Here is a 16,931-nt window from a genome sequence, read left to right as displayed (position 1 = left end):
CACCTGCAAGAGAGATGATTATGCCGCAACATGACCAATTACATCGTTATCTGTTTGAAAAATTTGCCGTTCGCGGCGAACTGGTAACCGTTTCGGAAACCCTGCAACAGATCCTTGAGAATCACGATTACCCGCAGCCCGTTAAAAACGTGCTGGCAGAACTGCTGGTTGCGACCAGCCTGTTAACCGCTACGCTGAAGTTTGATGGTGATATCACCGTACAGCTGCAAGGCGACGGCCCGATGAATCTGGCGGTTATTAACGGTAACAACAACCAGCAGATGCGTGGCGTGGCGCGCGTACAGGGCGAAATTCCGGAAAATGCTGACCTGAAAACGCTGGTTGGCAATGGTTACGTGGTGATCACAATTACCCCGAGCGAAGGTGAACGCTATCAGGGCGTGGTTGGTCTGGAAGGTGATACCCTGGCGGCCTGCCTGGAAGATTACTTTATGCGTTCTGAACAGCTGCCGACGCGCCTGTTTATTCGCACCGGCGACGTAGATGGCAAACCGGCTGCGGGCGGTATGTTGTTGCAGGTAATGCCTGCGCAAAATGCCCAGCAGGACGACTTCGACCATCTGGCGACGCTAACCGAAACCATCAAAACCGAAGAACTGCTGACCTTACCGGCAAACGAAGTGTTGTGGCGTTTGTATCACGAAGAAGAGGTGACGGTTTACGATCCGCAGGATGTTGAGTTCAAATGCACCTGCTCGCGTGAACGTTGCGCCGATGCGCTGAAAACGCTGCCGGATGAAGAAGTGGATAGCATCCTGGCGGAAGATGGCGAAATTGACATGCATTGTGATTACTGCGGTAACCACTATCTGTTCAATGCGATGGATATTGCTGAAATCCGCAACAACGCGTCTCCGGCAGATCCGCAGGTTCATTAATTAGTTTTTCCGGCAGAGATAACTCTGCCGGATTTCATGACGCAATTGCCTGATGCGTTGCGCTTAACAGGCCGATGGTATAAATCGCAAGTTATTGTAGGTCAGCTAAAGCGCCGCATCCGGCAAAAATCAGATACGCGTTGTCATTCATTCAGATTCAAATCCAGCGTTTCACCATCCACCGTAAGATTGCGCCACGTTTTAGGCTTCGTCCCCAGTTTTCCTTCCTTCGCGGCAGTGAGTAATTTCTCTTTCGTTATTTCACGCGGAAGTACACTCATCGCAAGCTCTTGCCATTCTTTCTTGTCAGGATCAAAGCCATAAACAACATATCTTTCATCATTAAAAGCGAAAAGGATCCTCTCTGCCCTGCCATCACTATTCAGATCTTGCTCGACCAGTACGCAGGCGTCTTTTTCAATACAGGTCATCACGTTATAGCGTTCTTTGATTAAGGCCGACCAGAATGTCGCATCCGGTTTACCTGAACCTGGAGCAATTAACACATTATCGGCTAATGCTTTTTCCGATACCTGCTGAAGATGTTGCTCCCCATCAAACGCCATTAGCAGATTCCATGCGCGTTTCGGGTCTTTCATATACCCGGCATCGCTTTTCAGTGACTCAAGCGCCGCACGTCCATAACGACCGCTCTGCTCGAGCATGTAGATACTTACCTGGTCTGGCGTGTTTTTGCCGCTCTGATAACGCGCCATATGACTGTGCACGCTAATACGCATACTGTCCAGCACCGGCGAATTAAGAAGCACCAGTATCGCCAGCACCAATAACGAAACCGTAAGGTTCACTTTGCTCTGAAAAACAAGGGGATTTTGCCCTTTACGCCAGACAATACTGACAAAATATCCCAGCGACCAAACCAGTAACACCACCACAACCAACACACCATGCAAGCGTTCCGTAGTCCAGCCGTACTGAGCGACCCGCAGCCATAACGCCCAGGCGGCGACTAACACATACAATGGGGCGACCAGCAGAGCGGTTTTAATCAGGCAACGCAACGGACCAGTCCAGGGAAGTGACGCTTTTTGCGGATCGCGGACAATGGTCATTAAGAGCAATTGCAAAAAGGCCAGCGTCAAAAGCAACCCGGCAGCGGAGATGTGGCGAGAAATCGCGCTCAGGCCCGTAAACGGCAGGGTGATAATAAACATCAGGGTTAGCAATGATACTAACGGCAGCAACCCCGTGGCGATTAACGTGAACAACTTTTGAATGGAGTCGATTAAACGAGACTGTGTCCGCGCAAGAATCACCGCCAGTGCGGTAACCAGACCTGACGTAAGATAAATAAACCAGTCGGTTGTAAAAAAGAGCGTTTTAAAAAACGTGATGCCAACGAGTTTAAATAACTCACTCCACAGTAAAAGCACCAGCCACGTCAGGCCATTGGCGATAAAAATCACCAATAATATAAGTACGTTATGCCATACCGACTGGTAAAAATAGCTATAGCGGGTATTGTCATTACGCTCACGCAGACTCTGTTGTATCCACGGCAGCAACATCATTCCCATCAGCAGCAGATAACACCCAAAATCCCAAAGCGCCTTTTCCGCTCTCCAGGGACTCATGCCATCAATTTGCCACTTCAGCCAGCCGCTCATCCCGAGAGTGGCAATCAACACTATCGCCAGCCATCCCCAAAGTCGCTTCTGTTTGAAGGACACTACAGAAAATAACAAAACGGATGAAAGCGCCACGGTCGCAGGTACGCCATAAACTATCCAACTGTTATTTTTACTGGCAAGCCAGGAGATCAGCAGGTAGCAAACTAATCCCTGGAGTAATCCGGTAGCAACCATTCCCCTGCGTGTCGCGGGTGAAAGCTCAACGTTTTCCATGTTGGTTATCCAGAATCAAAAGGAGAGGTAATTATCGCATCCAGGCAGGACTAATTTGCTTTTTTCAGAAAGTAATCAAAAAAAGTTAGCGTGGTGAATCGATACTTTACTCGTTGAATTTGCATCAATTTCACTCAGGAATGCGATTACACTCGCAACATTCTCGCCATATAAACCAAGTTTTAACCTTTTAAGAACATTTTCCACACCTAAAATGCTATTTCTGCGATAATAGCTACCGTTTCGTGACAGGAATCACGGAGTTTTGTCAAATATGAATTTCTCCAGATACGTAAATCTATGAGCCTTGTCGCGGTTAACACCCCCAAAAAGACTTTACTATTCAGGCAATACATATTGGCTAAGGAGCAGTGAAATGCGCGTTAACAATGGTTTGACCCCGCAAGAACTCGAGGCTTATGGTATCAGTGACGTACATGATATCGTTTACAACCCAAGCTACGACCTGCTGTATCAGGAAGAGCTCGATCCGAGCCTGACCGGTTATGAGCGCGGGGTGTTAACTAATCTGGGTGCCGTTGCCGTCGATACCGGGATCTTCACCGGTCGTTCACCAAAAGATAAGTATATCGTCCGTGACGATACCACTCGCGATACCTTCTGGTGGGCAGACAAAGGCAAAGGTAAGAACGACAACAAACCTCTCTCCCCTGAAACCTGGCAGCATCTGAAAGGCCTGGTGACCAAACAGCTTTCCGGCAAACGTCTGTTTGTCGTTGACGCTTTCTGTGGTGCTAACCCAGACACACGTCTTTCCGTCCGGTTCATCACCGAAGTGGCCTGGCAGGCGCATTTCGTCAAAAACATGTTTATTCGCCCAAGCGATGAAGAGCTGGCAGGTTTCAAACCAGACTTTATCGTCATGAACGGCGCGAAGTGCACCAACCCGCAGTGGAAAGAACAGGGCCTGAACTCTGAAAACTTCGTCGCGTTTAACCTGACTGAACGTATGCAGTTGATTGGCGGCACCTGGTACGGCGGCGAAATGAAGAAAGGGATGTTCTCGATGATGAACTACCTGCTGCCGCTGAAAGGCATTGCCTCCATGCACTGCTCCGCCAACGTTGGCGAGAAAGGTGATGTTGCGGTGTTCTTCGGCCTTTCCGGCACCGGTAAAACCACCCTTTCCACCGACCCGAAACGTCGTCTGATTGGCGATGACGAGCACGGCTGGGATGATGACGGTGTGTTTAACTTCGAAGGCGGCTGCTACGCAAAAACTATCAAGCTGTCGAAAGAAGCGGAACCCGAAATCTACAACGCCATCCGTCGCGATGCGCTGCTGGAAAACGTCACCGTACGTGAAGATGGCACTATCGACTTTGATGATGGTTCAAAAACCGAGAACACTCGCGTTTCTTATCCGATCTATCACATCGAAAACATCGTTAAGCCGGTCTCCAAAGCAGGCCACGCAACTAAAGTTATCTTCCTGACCGCAGATGCTTTCGGCGTATTGCCACCGGTATCTCGTCTGACTGCCGATCAAACCCAGTACCACTTCCTCTCTGGCTTCACCGCCAAACTGGCCGGTACTGAGCGTGGCATCACCGAACCGACGCCAACCTTCTCCGCCTGCTTCGGCGCGGCGTTCCTGTCGCTGCACCCGACTCAGTACGCAGAAGTGCTGGTGAAACGTATGCAGGCAGCGGGTGCGCAGGCGTATCTGGTTAACACCGGCTGGAACGGCACTGGCAAACGTATCTCGATTAAAGATACCCGCGCCATTATCGACGCTATTCTGAATGGTTCGCTGGATAACGCAGAAACCTTCACTCTGCCAATGTTTAACCTGGCGATCCCGACCGAACTGCCGGGCGTTGACACAAAGATCCTCGATCCGCGTAATACCTACGCTTCTCCGGAACAGTGGCAGGAAAAAGCTGAAACGCTGGCGAAACTGTTTATCGACAACTTCGATAAATACACCGACACCCCAGCAGGTGCCGCGCTGGTAGCGGCTGGTCCGAAGCTGTAATGGTTTGAAGCTGGAGAATATCTATCCAGTATCTTATAGAAAGCAAAACGGGAGGCACCTTCGCCTCCCGTTTTTTACCCTTCTTTTGTCGCACCCTGCGCCCGCGTTACCGGCAATGGCAGCCAGGCGCGAATGGAAAGCCCGCCTCGCTCGCTGGTGCCAAGTTCCAGCATCCCGTTATGGTTATCGATAATCCGCTGCACAATCGCCAGCCCTAAGCCAGTGCCACTGATAGTGCGCGCGCTGTCACCACGGACAAACGGCTGGAATAGGTGCTTACGCTGCTCCGGTTCAATACCTGGGCCGTCATCTTCCACCTGGAACCAGGCGCGATTCGGCTCCGTGCCGCTGCTGACTTTGATCCAGCCATTGCCGTAGCGGGCGGCGTTCACCACCATATTCGCCACCGCGCGTTTAATTGACAGCGGGTGCATTTTCACTTCAATGCTGCCCGGCTCAAGCGCGGTATCAATTTCCCGCTCATAGCCACTTTCGGCGGCAATCACCTCACCAAGCACAGCGTTAAGATCCGCCAACTCCATCGGCATCTCCTGCCCGGTGCGCAGGTAGTCGATAAACTGCTCAATGATGGCGTTGCACTCTTCGATATCTTTATTGATCGATTCTGCCAGATAGCTATCCTGCTCGCTCATCATCTCCGTCGCCAGGCGAATACGCGTCAGCGGCGTGCGCAGGTCATGGCTTACCCCTGCCATCAGCAGCGTGCGGTCATCCGCCAGTTGCTTAACGCCTGCCGCCATGTGGTTAAAGGCGCGGGTAACCGAACGCACCTCCGAAGCGCCATATTCACGCAGCGGCGGCGGAATAATCCCTTTACCGACCTGCAAAGCAGCATGTTCGAGATCGACCAACGGTCGGTTCTGAATACGAATAAACAGCCACGCACCGCCTATCGCTAACAGCATTATCGCCAGCGTATAGCGGAACAGCGGAGAGAAATCGCCCTGATGAATTTCGGTTAGTGGCACACGCACCCAAATATTGGGCGACAGCCAGGTTTTCAGCCAGACGACAGGCGAGCTTTTGTTGACCTCGACGCGAACTTCCGTCGGGCCGCCGAGCTGCTGCGCCATCTGATGGCTTAAGAATTCATAGTGTTGCGCCCAACGCAGCCCGGCCTCTTCGGCGGCTTCATTGGAGTAGAGAGAGATCCCCAGCTCACGGTAGATCTCCCGACGAAAAGCGGGAGGCACAACCAACTGCGTACCGTCCTCCAGTTGCAGTTTGTCAGTCATCAACATACGCACTTCGTACGCGAGGACTTTATTAAACTGCTGGAGGCTCGGCAAAATCGCGAAGTTCAGCACCACCAGATAAGTCGTCACCAGGCTGACGAACAGCAAGGTGACGATGAGCAATAACGTGCGGGCAAATGAACTTCGTGGCGAGAAGCGCAATCGCCTCATGCTTTAGAACCGTCCGGCACGAAAACGTAGCCCAGACCCCAGACGGTCTGAATGTAACGCGGATGCGCCGGATCTTCTTCCACCATGCGGCGCAGACGTGAGATCTGCACGTCGATGGAGCGTTCCATTGCGGAATATTCACGACCACGGGCAAGGTTCATTAGCTTATCGCGAGAGAGTGGCTCACGCGGATGGCTGACCAGCGCCTTCAGTACCGCAAATTCACCGCTGGTGAGCGGCATCGGCTCATCTTCACGGAACATTTCGCGCGTACCGAGGTTAAGTTTGAACTTACCAAAAGCAATTACTGCTTCTTCCTGTGACGGCGCGCCCGGCAGTTCGTTCGCCTGACGGCGCAACACTGCACGAATACGAGCCAGCAGTTCACGCGGGTTAAACGGTTTTGGAATATAGTCGTCAGCGCCAATCTCCAGGCCCACGATACGGTCCACTTCTTCCCCTTTCGCCGTCACCATAATGATCGGCATCGGGTTACTCTGGCTACGAAGACGTCGGCAAATCGACAAGCCATCTTCACCAGGTAACATCAAATCCAGTACCATAAGATGGAAAGATTCACGAGTCAGCAGGCGATCCATCTGTTCTGCATTAGCGACGCTTCGAACCTGGAAGCCTTGTTCGGTGAGATAACGCTCCAGCAGCGCGCGCAGGCGCATGTCGTCATCGACCACCAGAATCTTGTAGTTCTCTTGCATTCTTTGTACTCCCAAAGGTTCGCAACAATTTGTAAGCGTGTATTCTTAAAAAAGCTTACGTTCGTCACCAGCAAAATCTGGTATGAATTTCAGCCTAAATTGTTACAAAGCATATTAAACAGCAGCTTAAGTATACAATTTATTCGGCGAAACATTATTGATTCTGTTGATATGATCACGTTATACCCAATGTGCGCATTATCAAACAGACAAAGGGAATCAACGAGATGAAAACGCCCCTGGTTACCCGGGAAGGGTATGAAAAACTCAAACAAGAGCTAAATTATCTCTGGCGTGAAGAACGCCCGGAGGTCACAAAAAAGGTGACCTGGGCTGCAAGTCTGGGCGACCGCAGCGAAAATGCTGACTATCAGTATAATAAAAAGCGCCTGCGTGAAATCGACCGTCGCGTGCGCTATCTCACTAAATGCATGGAAAATCTCAAAATCGTCGATTATTCCCCGCAGCAAGAAGGCAAGGTCTTCTTTGGCGCATGGGTAGAGATTGAAAACGACGATGGCGTGACTCACCGTTTTCGAATTGTCGGCTATGATGAAATTTTTGGTCGTAAAGATTACATCTCTATCGATTCCCCGATGGCTCGCGCATTGCTGAAAAAAGAGGTGGGCGATTTGGCAGTAGTGAATACGCCTGCCGGGGAAGCGAGCTGGTATGTTAATGCCATCGAGTACGTGAAACCGTAAGGAAGAGTCTTAACCTCCAGCCTTTGGCTGGCATTTTTGCCAGCCAGTCCGTATAACTATCCCCTGATTTTTGATCCGAAAAGATGAACTCAAACCATGATGAATGATTCGTTCTGCCGCATTATTGCGGGTGAAATTCAGGCGCGCCCGGAACAGGTTGAAGCCGCCGTTCGCCTGCTTGACGAAGGGAATACCGTGCCGTTTATCGCACGTTATCGTAAGGAAATCACCGGCGGTCTGGATGACACGCAGTTGCGTAATCTGGAAACGCGTCTGAGCTACCTGCGTGAACTGGAAGAGAGACGTCAGGCGATCCTCAAGTCTATTTCTGAGCAAGGTAAACTCACCGATGAGCTGGCGAATGCCATCAACGCCACCTTAAGCAAAACCGAACTCGAAGACCTCTATCTGCCCTACAAACCTAAACGTCGTACCCGTGGGCAAATCGCCATTGAAGCAGGTCTTGAGTCGTTGGCCGACCTGCTGTGGAACGATCCGTCACATACGCCGGAAGTCGCCGCTGCGCAATATATTGATGCCGATAAAGGCGTGGCAGATACCAAAGCCGCGCTGGACGGCGCGCGCTATATCCTGATGGAACGTTTTGCCGAAGATGCCGCCCTGCTGGCGAAAGTGCGTGATTATCTGTGGAAGAACGCGCATCTGGTTTCTACGGTGGTGAGCGGTAAAGAAGAGGAAGGGGCAAAATTCCGCGACTATTTCGATCATCACGAACCGCTCTCAACGGTGCCTTCTCACCGCGCACTGGCGATGTTCCGTGGTCGTAACGAAGGCATACTCCAGCTTTCGCTGAATGCCGATCCACAGTTCGATGAGCCGCCGAAAGAGAGTTATTGCGAACAAATCATTATGGATCACCTCAATCTGCGCCTGAACAATGCCCCAGCGGATAGCTGGCGTAAAGGAGTGGTGAGCTGGACGTGGCGCATCAAGGTACTGATGCACCTGGAAACCGAACTGATGGGCACCGTGCGCGAACGTGCGGAAGATGAAGCGATTAACGTCTTTGCCCGTAACCTGCACGATCTGTTGATGGCAGCCCCAGCCGGATTGCGTGCGACGATGGGTCTCGATCCGGGTCTGCGCACCGGGGTAAAAGTCGCGGTGGTCGATGCAACCGGCAAGCTGGTGGCGACCGACACCATTTACCCGCACACCGGACAAGCCGCAAAAGCGGCGATGACCGTTGCCGCTTTGTGTGAAAAACATAACGTTGAGCTGGTGGCAATTGGTAACGGTACGGCTTCCCGCGAAACCGAGCGTTTCTATCTCGACGTGCAGAAGCAGTTCCCGCAAGTGACTGCGCAGAAAGTGATCGTCAGCGAAGCAGGCGCATCCGTTTACTCAGCTTCCGAACTGGCAGCGCAGGAGTTCCCGGATCTCGATGTTTCGCTGCGTGGCGCAGTGTCTATCGCTCGTCGTTTGCAGGATCCGCTGGCAGAGCTGGTGAAAATCGATCCGAAATCTATCGGTGTGGGTCAGTATCAACATGACGTCAGCCAGACGCAGCTGGCTCGTAAACTGGACGCAGTGGTGGAAGACTGCGTTAACGCCGTTGGCGTCGATCTCAACACTGCTTCTGTTCCGCTGTTAACTCGCGTGGCGGGCCTGACGCGCATGATGGCGCAAAACATTGTTGCCTGGCGTGACGAGAACGGTCAGTTCCAGAACCGTCAGCAACTGTTAAAAGTGAGCCGCCTGGGGCCAAAAGCCTTCGAGCAGTGCGCGGGCTTCCTGCGTATTAACCACGGAGATAACCCGCTTGACGCTTCTACCGTTCACCCGGAAGCCTATCCGGTGGTTGAACGTATTCTGGCGGCAACACAGCAGGCGCTGAAAGATCTGATGGGTAACAGCAGCGAACTGCGTAACCTGAAAGCCTCTGACTTTACCGATGAGAAATTCGGTGTGCCGACGGTAACCGATATCATCAAAGAGCTGGAAAAACCGGGTCGTGACCCACGCCCGGAATTTAAAACCGCTCAGTTTGCCGATGGCGTCGAGACGATGAACGACCTGCAACCGGGAATGATCCTTGAAGGCGCAGTCACCAACGTCACCAACTTTGGTGCGTTTGTCGATATCGGCGTGCATCAGGACGGCCTGGTTCACATCTCATCATTGTCGAACAAGTTTGTGGAAGATCCGCACACCGTGGTGAAAGCGGGTGACATTGTGAAGGTGAAAGTGCTGGAAGTGGATCTTCAGCGTAAACGTATCGCCCTGACCATGCGTCTGGATGAGCAGCCAGGTGAAACCAACGCCCGTCGCAGCGGCGGTAACGATCGCCCGCAAAACAACCGCCCGGCAGCCAAACCGCGCGGTCGTGAAGCGCAGCCTGCCGGTAATAGCGCGATGATGGATGCGCTGGCAGCGGCAATGGGGAAAAAACGTTAATCCCCCGACTGGCCTACGGTTCGAATTTGCACGAAATCGTAGGCCAGATAAGGCGTTCACGCCGAATCTGGCAACTCACAACGAGCGCCTTGCCTGACATAAAAATGCCGGAAATTATCTCCGGCATTTTTATTCCACAGCTAAATCCACAATATATTTTTGCTAATGTTTATCACTGCATTAACAATTAAAACCTTAATTAAACATTAACCAGCCCTAATAATTCGCCATTCGAGTTATATTTTTGCTCCGATATAACCTTGAGCCACATCAACATTGAGTCAGATTATTATCTAAACCAACATTCGCACACATTTTAAGTATTGCTGATAGAAACCATTCTCATTATCATTGTATTGTTGATTATTTAATCTCTCCTTCGTTGGCAAATCATCTGGTCTCATGTCGCTGTCAAACGCCCCATGAGGTAGTTATCCAGTTAATGAGAAACAAGTAGGCCCTTATGCAATACACTCCAGATACTGCGTGGAAAATCACTGGCTTTTCCCGTGAAATCAGCCCGGCATATCGCCAAAAACTGCTTTCTCTTGGCATGTTACCTGGCTCCTCTTTTAATGTGGTGCGCGTCGCTCCACTCGGCGATCCCATTCATATCGAAACCCGTCGTGTGAGCCTGGTATTACGCAAAAAAGATCTGGCCTTATTAGAAGTGGAAGCGGTTTCCTGTTAATACGGTGAGAATAACAATGAAAAAATTAACCATTGGCTTAATTGGTAATCCAAATTCTGGCAAGACAACTTTATTTAACCAGCTCACCGGTGCACGCCAGCGTGTAGGGAACTGGGCTGGCGTTACCGTCGAACGTAAAGAGGGTCAGTTCTCCACCACCGATCATCAGGTCACTCTGGTTGACCTGCCTGGCACTTATTCTCTGACGACCATCTCATCGCAAACTTCGCTGGATGAGCAAATCGCTTGTCACTACATTCTGAGTGGCGACGCCGATCTGCTGATTAACGTGGTGGATGCGTCTAACCTTGAGCGTAACCTGTACCTGACGCTGCAACTGCTGGAACTCGGCATTCCCTGCATCGTGGCGCTGAACATGCTCGACATTGCCGAGAAGCAAAATATTCGCATTGAAATTGATGCGCTGTCGGCGCGTCTTGGCTGCCCGGTGATCCCGCTAGTTTCCACGCGTGGTCGCGGTATTGAAGCTCTGAAACTGGCGATTGACCGCTATAAAGCCAACGAGAATGTAGAACTGGTACATTACGCGCAGCCGCTAATCAATGAAGCCGATGCGCTGGCGAAAGTGATGCCGTCGGACATCCCGCTGAAACATCGCCGCTGGCTGGGTCTGCAAATGCTGGAAGGCGATATCTACAGCCGCGCCTACGCCGGTGAAGCGTCGCAGCATCTGGATGCTGCCCTCGCCCGTCTGCTTAATGAGATGGACGATCCGGCGCTGCACATTGCCGATGCACGTTACCAGTGTATTGCGGCCATCTGCGATGTGGTAAGCAATACTCTGACGGCAGAACCCAGCCGTTTCACCACGGCAGTGGATAAAATTGTGCTCAACCGATTCCTCGGTCTGCCGATTTTCCTCTTTGTGATGTATCTGATGTTCCTGCTGGCTATCAACATCGGCGGGGCGCTACAGCCACTGTTTGACGTCGGTTCCGTGGCACTCTTTGTGCATGGTATTCAGTGGATTGGCTACACGCTCCACTTCCCGGACTGGCTAACTATCTTCCTCGCCCAGGGCCTGGGTGGCGGTATTAACACCGTTCTGCCACTGGTGCCGCAGATCGGCATGATGTACCTGTTCCTCTCCTTCCTCGAGGACTCCGGGTATATGGCGCGTGCGGCATTTGTGATGGATCGTCTGATGCAGGCGTTAGGCTTGCCGGGTAAATCCTTTGTGCCGTTGATCGTCGGTTTTGGTTGTAACGTACCGTCGGTAATGGGCGCACGAACCCTTGATGCACCACGTGAACGCCTGATGACCATCATGATGGCACCGTTTATGTCCTGCGGTGCTCGTCTGGCAATCTTCGCAGTATTTGCTGCTGCGTTCTTCGGGCAGAATGGCGCACTGGCTGTGTTCTCGCTGTATGTCATCGGTATTGTGATGGCGGTACTGACGGGACTGATGCTCAAATACACCATTATGCGCGGTGAAGCGACGCCGTTTGTCATGGAGCTGCCGGTCTATCACGTACCACACATTAAGAGCCTGATTATCCAGACCTGGCAGCGTTTGAAAGGCTTCGTCCTGCGCGCCGGTAAAGTGATTATCATCGTTAGCATTTTCCTGAGCGCCTTCAACAGCTTCTCGCTGAGTGGGAAAATCGTCGATAACATCAACGACTCGGCGCTGGCCTCTGTCAGCCGTGTGATCACTCCAGTCTTCAAGCCGATTGGCGTGCATGAAGATAACTGGCAGGCAACGGTTGGACTGTTTACTGGCGCAATGGCGAAAGAAGTGGTGGTCGGTACGCTCAACACTCTCTATACCGCAGAAAACATTCAGGACGAAGAGTTCAATCCGGCGGAATTTAACCTTGGTGAAGAGCTGTTCAGCGCAGTAGATGAAACCTGGCAGAGCCTGAAAGACACCTTCAGTCTTAGCGTACTGATGAACCCAATTGAAGCCAGCAAAGGCGACGGCGAAATGGGTACTGGGGCAATGGGCGTGATGGATGAGAAATTCGGTAGCGCGGCGGCAGCTTACAGCTATCTGATATTCGTCCTGCTGTATGTACCTTGCATTTCGGTGATGGGTGCCATTGCCCGTGAATCAAGCCGTGGCTGGATGGGCTTCTCCATCCTGTGGGGGCTAAATATCGCTTACTCGCTGGCAACATTGTTCTATCAGGTCGCCAGCTACAGCCAGCACCCAACTTACAGCCTGGTGTGCATTCTGGTGGTTGTCCTGTTTAACATCGTGGTTATCGGTCTGCTGCGCCGCGCGCGTAGTCGGGTCGATATCGAACTACTGGCAAGCCGCAAAACGGTAAGCAGTTGCTGCGCAACCAGCACCACTGGCGATTGCCACTAAGGACACGGCAATGGCTTCGCTCATTCAGGTGCGTGATTTGCTGGCGTTACGGGGTCGTATGGAAGCGACCCAGATCAGCCAGACGCTGAACACCCCGCAGCCGATGATTAACGCTATGCTGCAACAGCTGGAAAATATGGGCAAAGCGGTACGGATTCAGGAAGAACCTGATGGCTGCCTCTCTGGCAGTTGTAAAAGTTGCCCGGAAGGAAAAGCCTGTCTGCGTGAGTGGTGGATGTTGCGTTAACCTTGTTCCATCGTTCGTTTTGAAAAGCCCGGTATGCATTAGCTACCGGGCTTTTTTGCGTGCGGCTTTCCATAAAAATGCAACTCTTGCAGCGTGGCGTAAGTTCCTCTGAAAGTGTCTCGCAAGGATGAAAACTCGCTAATGCATAGCCGTGGAGTGGCGCGAAAAGTCACGGCATTCAAAAAAACAGGTGAAGGAACGCCATGAGCAAAAAACAGAGTTCCACCCCACACGATGCGCTGTTCAAACTCTTTTTACGCCAACCGGACACGGCACGCGATTTTCTTGCGTTCCATTTACCGGCCCCCATTCACGCGCTCTGTGATATGAAAACCCTCAAGCTGGAGTCGAGCAGCTTTATCGATGACGATCTGCGTGAAAGCTATTCCGACGTGCTGTGGTCGGTGAAAACGGAGCAAGGGCCAGGATACATCTATTGCCTGATTGAACATCAAAGCACCTCAAACAAATTGATCGCATTTCGCATGATGCGTTATGCCATTGCCGCAATGCAAAACCACCTTGATGCAGGATACAAAACGTTGCCGATGGTCGTACCGTTGTTGTTTTACCACGGCATTGAAAGCCCCTATCCCTATTCGCTGTGTTGGCTGGATTGTTTCGCCGATCCCAAACTGGCAAGGCAGCTTTATGCCTCTGCATTTCCGCTGATTGATGTCACCGTCATGCCTGATGATGAAATCATGCAGCACCGACGCATGGCGCTGCTGGAGTTAATTCAAAAACATATTCGTCAACGCGACCTGATGGGGCTGGTAGAGCAAATGGCTTGCTTATTAAGTAGTGGGTACGCTAATGACAGACAAATCAAAGGGCTGTTTAATTACATACTACAAACTGGCGATGCGGTACGTTTTAACGATTTTATCGACGGCGTTGCCGAACGTTCACCGAAACACAAGGAGAGTTTAATGACTATTGCGGAAAGATTGCGGCAGGAAGGGTTTCAGAAAGGTATACGTGCTATTGCCAAAACCATGCTGGATGCCGGAGTCTCTCTTGAGGACGTTCTGCGATTTACCAGCCTGACGGTTGAAGACCTTGCTGAAATAGATCATCAATAACGTAAAGGATGGTTTTAATGACAGATGCAGAAAGAGAATATCTTATTAGTTACCTGATTGGTTATTTATTGGGTCGACGCCTGGAAGCCCTGGATATCGCCAAAAGAATGCTGTAATCCGGAGTCCCTCTTGCAGATATCATGCGCTTTACCGGGGTGTCAGAAGAAGAGTTGGCTGCGGCGAGCCAGTAAAGTTCTGTCTCGCCATTTCTAAAGCCACCTACACCCTCTGCTTCAACGCTACCAGCTGCTGACAAAACTCGTCTGGATGTGAAATAAACGGCGCATGGGCCGCTTTGGCGAAAATATATGATTCGCTGTGCGGCCAGAGTTCATCCAGCATCGGCACTACTTTGCGCGGCACCAGACCGTCGAGATAACCATACAATCGCAAAAACGGCATTGGTACGTTCTGCAGCGGCTGACGAAGATCGACCGTTTTCAGGATTTCCAGCCCACCATTGAGCACCTCAACCTCCGGCATCGGTAATGCCAGAACGGTTTTCTTCAGCGCCCGCGCATCCTGGCGCGCAGTTTCTGTCCCCATGGTTTGCAACGCAAGGAAACGCTCCACCGTACGCTGAAAATCTTCACTTAGCTGCTGCTGGAAACCCGCCAGCACGTCCGGTTTTATCCCCGGCCACCCATCGCGGGCACTAAAACATGGCGACGATGCTACAGTGACCAGCGCCTGAACACGCTCGGGATAGGCTAATGCAATCTGACTTGCCACCAGCCCGCCCAGGCTCCAGCCTAACCAAATGGCTTTATCCGGTGCCTGTTGCAGCACGACTTCAGCCATGTCAGCAAGCGACATCGCACCAAATCCCTGACTGCGCCCGAAGCCAGGCAGATCAACAAGATGTAACGTAAAATGCGAGCTAAGTTCCTCGTCAATGCAACGCCACACTTCGGCATTCAGTCCCCATCCGTGCAGCAGCACAAGATGAACATTCCCCTGACCTTTGGTCTGCCACCAGATGTTATTCATCCGCTATTGTTCTCTTTTGACTTACAAGGATGAACATATGCTAACAGTACCGGGATTATGCTGGCTATGCCGAATGCCGCTGGCGCTAGGTCATTGGGGGATTTGCTCGGTCTGCTCCCGCGCCGCACGTACAGATAAAATGCTATGCCCGCAATGTGGATTACCCTCTACACACTCACATCTTCCCTGTGGTCGCTGTCTGCAAAAACCGCCGCCGTGGCAAAGACTGCTCACTGTTGCCAACTATGCGCCGCCCTTAAGTCCGCTCATCCACCAGCTTAAGTTTTCCCGGCGCAGTGAAATCGCCAGTGCGCTAGCACGTTTGCTACTATTGGAAGTCTTACACGCCCGTCGCACCAGCGAATTACATCTGCCGGATCGTATCGTCAGTGTCCCGTTATGGCGGCATCGCCACTGGCGTCGGGGATTTAATCAGAGCGATTTGCTGTGTCAGCCGTTATCACGCTGGTTGCACTGCCAATGGGATAGCGAAGCCGTCACACGAACAAGAGCCACTGCAACCCAGCATTTTCTCAACGCCCGTCTGCGCAAGCGCAACCTGAAAAATGCCTTTCGCCTTGAATTGCCCGTGCAAGGTCTCCATATGGTGATTGTGGATGATGTCGTTACCACCGGAAGTACCGTCGCAGAGATTGCGCAGTTGCTTTTACGCAATGGTGCGGCGACTGTCCAGGTCTGGTGCCTTTGTCGAACCTTGTAGAGCCTCGATGATGGGCGTATTATAACCAACTAAAATAGTCAACTATTAGGCCATTACTATGATCCGTATTTCCGATGCTGCACAAGCGCACTTTGCCAAACTGCTGGCAAACCAGGAAGAAGGGACACAAATCCGCGTATTTGTGATTAACCCTGGCACACCTAACGCTGAATGCGGCGTTTCTTATTGTCCGCCGGACGCTGTGGAAGCCACCGACACCGCCCTGAAATTTGACCTGCTGACCGCGTATGTTGATGAGTTAAGCGCACCATACCTGGAAGATGCAGAAATCGACTTTGTTACCGACCAGTTGGGTTCCCAGCTAACGCTGAAAGCACCGAACGCCAAAATGCGTAAAGTGGCTGACGATGCGCCGCTAATGGAGCGCGTCGAGTATATGCTGCAATCGCAGATTAACCCGCAGCTTGCCGGTCACGGTGGTCGCGTTTCGCTGATGGAAATCACCGAAGACGGTTACGCCATTCTGCAATTTGGTGGCGGCTGTAACGGCTGTTCCATGGTCGACGTAACGCTGAAAGAAGGGATCGAAAAGCAGCTGCTGAACGAATTCCCGGAGCTGAAAGGTGTGCGCGATCTCACCGAACACCAGCGCGGCGAACACTCTTACTACTAAGTTATCCCCTCTTTTGTAGATTGCCCGATGCGACGCTAAAGTGTCTTATCGGGCTTTCGTTGTTCTTATGGCGCAGCTTTACTCCGTCCCCCTTCGTTTCCCCACGATAATATGACCAACCTCTCATAATTTAAATTTACCCCGCTCTGGTGATTCTCAAGCGCATTATGTTACCCGTATCATTCTCATGGGCACCA

The 16,931-nt window shown here is 51.7% G+C and carries 14 protein-coding genes; 10 read left to right on the top strand and 4 right to left on the bottom strand.

Features of this window, described 5'->3' with window-relative positions; genetic code table 11:
• Positions 1-20 precede the first annotated feature (20 nt).
• Entirely contained in the window at positions 21-899 is an 879-nt protein-coding gene (gene hslO / locus WES_RS19175; RefSeq protein WP_016159537.1) for an Hsp33 family molecular chaperone HslO, read from the top strand.
• A gap of 143 nt (positions 900-1,042) precedes the next feature.
• On the opposite strand, the gene WES_RS19180 is transcribed toward hslO, so the two are convergent.
• Positions 1,043-2,764 (bottom strand): DUF4153 domain-containing protein, encoded by a 1,722-nt coding sequence (locus tag WES_RS19180; protein ID WP_016159538.1) that lies wholly within the window; start codon positions 2,762-2,764, stop codon positions 1,043-1,045.
• Between the two features lie 376 nt (positions 2,765-3,140).
• On the opposite strand from WES_RS19180, the gene pckA reads away from it, so the two are divergent.
• Positions 3,141-4,763 (top strand): phosphoenolpyruvate carboxykinase (ATP), encoded by a 1,623-nt coding sequence (pckA, locus tag WES_RS19185; RefSeq protein WP_001309803.1) that lies wholly within the window; start codon positions 3,141-3,143, stop codon positions 4,761-4,763.
• Positions 4,764-4,837: 74 nt separating this feature from the next.
• On the opposite strand, the gene envZ is transcribed toward pckA, so the two are convergent.
• Complete coding sequence (gene envZ / locus WES_RS19190) at positions 4,838-6,190, bottom strand: two-component system sensor histidine kinase EnvZ (protein ID WP_001253710.1); 1,353 nt, start codon at positions 6,188-6,190, stop codon at positions 4,838-4,840.
• Positions 6,187-6,906, bottom strand: a complete 720-nt coding sequence (ompR, locus tag WES_RS19195; protein ID WP_001157751.1) for an osmolarity response regulator transcription factor OmpR — start codon at positions 6,904-6,906, stop codon at positions 6,187-6,189. The genes envZ and ompR overlap by 4 nt, the downstream gene beginning before the upstream one ends.
• A gap of 227 nt (positions 6,907-7,133) precedes the next feature.
• Here ompR and greB point away from each other — a divergent pair, with 227 nt between their 5' ends.
• From greB to rpnA, 6 genes are all read left to right on the top strand, one after another.
• Positions 7,134-7,610, top strand: a complete 477-nt coding sequence (greB, locus tag WES_RS19200; protein WP_000856744.1) for a transcription elongation factor GreB — start codon at positions 7,134-7,136, stop codon at positions 7,608-7,610.
• 96 nt (positions 7,611-7,706) lie between these two features.
• On the top strand, positions 7,707-10,028 hold the full coding sequence (locus WES_RS19205) for a Tex family protein (protein WP_016159539.1): 2,322 nt from the start codon (positions 7,707-7,709) through the stop codon (positions 10,026-10,028).
• 463 nt (positions 10,029-10,491) lie between these two features.
• Positions 10,492-10,719, top strand: a complete 228-nt coding sequence (gene feoA, locus WES_RS19210; RefSeq protein ID WP_001200455.1) for a ferrous iron transporter A — start codon at positions 10,492-10,494, stop codon at positions 10,717-10,719.
• A 16-nt stretch (positions 10,720-10,735) separates the two neighbouring features.
• Positions 10,736-13,057: a Fe(2+) transporter permease subunit FeoB gene (gene feoB, locus WES_RS19215; RefSeq protein WP_016159540.1), complete on the top strand. Its 2,322-nt coding sequence runs from the start codon at positions 10,736-10,738 to the stop codon at positions 13,055-13,057.
• A gap of 10 nt (positions 13,058-13,067) precedes the next feature.
• Positions 13,068-13,304 (top strand): [Fe-S]-dependent transcriptional repressor FeoC, encoded by a 237-nt coding sequence (feoC, locus tag WES_RS19220; protein WP_000157593.1) that lies wholly within the window; start codon positions 13,068-13,070, stop codon positions 13,302-13,304.
• A 203-nt stretch (positions 13,305-13,507) separates the two neighbouring features.
• On the top strand, positions 13,508-14,389 hold the full coding sequence (gene rpnA, locus WES_RS19225; protein WP_016159541.1) for a recombination-promoting nuclease RpnA: 882 nt from the start codon (positions 13,508-13,510) through the stop codon (positions 14,387-14,389).
• Positions 14,390-14,608: 219 nt separating this feature from the next.
• Here the strand turns inward: rpnA and bioH are convergent, their stop codons facing one another.
• Positions 14,609-15,379, bottom strand: coding sequence for a pimeloyl-ACP methyl ester esterase BioH (gene bioH, locus WES_RS19230; RefSeq protein WP_016159542.1), 771 nt, complete (start codon positions 15,377-15,379; stop codon positions 14,609-14,611).
• A 37-nt stretch (positions 15,380-15,416) separates the two neighbouring features.
• Between bioH and gntX the strand changes: the two genes are divergently transcribed.
• Positions 15,417-16,100, top strand: coding sequence for a DNA utilization protein GntX (gene gntX / locus WES_RS19235; RefSeq protein WP_010352788.1), 684 nt, complete (start codon positions 15,417-15,419; stop codon positions 16,098-16,100).
• A 58-nt stretch (positions 16,101-16,158) separates the two neighbouring features.
• Positions 16,159-16,734, top strand: a complete 576-nt coding sequence (nfuA, locus tag WES_RS19240) for a Fe-S biogenesis protein NfuA (RefSeq protein WP_000619389.1) — start codon at positions 16,159-16,161, stop codon at positions 16,732-16,734.
• Positions 16,735-16,931: the final 197 nt, after the last annotated feature.

This window comes from Escherichia sp. KTE31 (genome assembly GCF_000407925.1).
Taxonomy (GTDB): Bacteria; Pseudomonadota; Gammaproteobacteria; order Enterobacterales; family Enterobacteriaceae; genus Escherichia; species Escherichia ruysiae.
The sequence above is the reverse complement of the archived record's forward strand: the minus strand, read 5'-3'. Positions and strand labels throughout refer to the sequence as shown.

What these genes read in the sequence shown, in the direction of transcription:
- feoB (WP_016159540.1), top strand. Translation starts at nt 10,736, where the DNA reads ATGAAAAAATTAACCATTGGCTTAATTGGTAATCCAAATTCTGGCAAG.
- hslO (WP_016159537.1), top strand. Translation starts at nt 21, where the DNA reads ATGCCGCAACATGACCAATTACATCGTTATCTGTTTGAAAAATTTGCC.
- bioH (WP_016159542.1), bottom strand. Translation starts at nt 15,379, where the DNA reads ATGAATAACATCTGGTGGCAGACCAAAGGTCAGGGGAATGTTCATCTT.
- ompR (WP_001157751.1), bottom strand. Translation starts at nt 6,906, where the DNA reads ATGCAAGAGAACTACAAGATTCTGGTGGTCGATGACGACATGCGCCTG.
- gntX (WP_010352788.1), top strand. Translation starts at nt 15,417, where the DNA reads ATGCTAACAGTACCGGGATTATGCTGGCTATGCCGAATGCCGCTGGCG.
- envZ (WP_001253710.1), bottom strand. Translation starts at nt 6,190, where the DNA reads ATGAGGCGATTGCGCTTCTCGCCACGAAGTTCATTTGCCCGCACGTTA.
- feoA (WP_001200455.1), top strand. Translation starts at nt 10,492, where the DNA reads ATGCAATACACTCCAGATACTGCGTGGAAAATCACTGGCTTTTCCCGT.
- rpnA (WP_016159541.1), top strand. Translation starts at nt 13,508, where the DNA reads ATGAGCAAAAAACAGAGTTCCACCCCACACGATGCGCTGTTCAAACTC.
- pckA (WP_001309803.1), top strand. Translation starts at nt 3,141, where the DNA reads ATGCGCGTTAACAATGGTTTGACCCCGCAAGAACTCGAGGCTTATGGT.
- feoC (WP_000157593.1), top strand. Translation starts at nt 13,068, where the DNA reads ATGGCTTCGCTCATTCAGGTGCGTGATTTGCTGGCGTTACGGGGTCGT.
- WES_RS19180 (WP_016159538.1), bottom strand. Translation starts at nt 2,764, where the DNA reads ATGGAAAACGTTGAGCTTTCACCCGCGACACGCAGGGGAATGGTTGCT.
- nfuA (WP_000619389.1), top strand. Translation starts at nt 16,159, where the DNA reads ATGATCCGTATTTCCGATGCTGCACAAGCGCACTTTGCCAAACTGCTG.
- WES_RS19205 (WP_016159539.1), top strand. Translation starts at nt 7,707, where the DNA reads ATGATGAATGATTCGTTCTGCCGCATTATTGCGGGTGAAATTCAGGCG.
- greB (WP_000856744.1), top strand. Translation starts at nt 7,134, where the DNA reads ATGAAAACGCCCCTGGTTACCCGGGAAGGGTATGAAAAACTCAAACAA.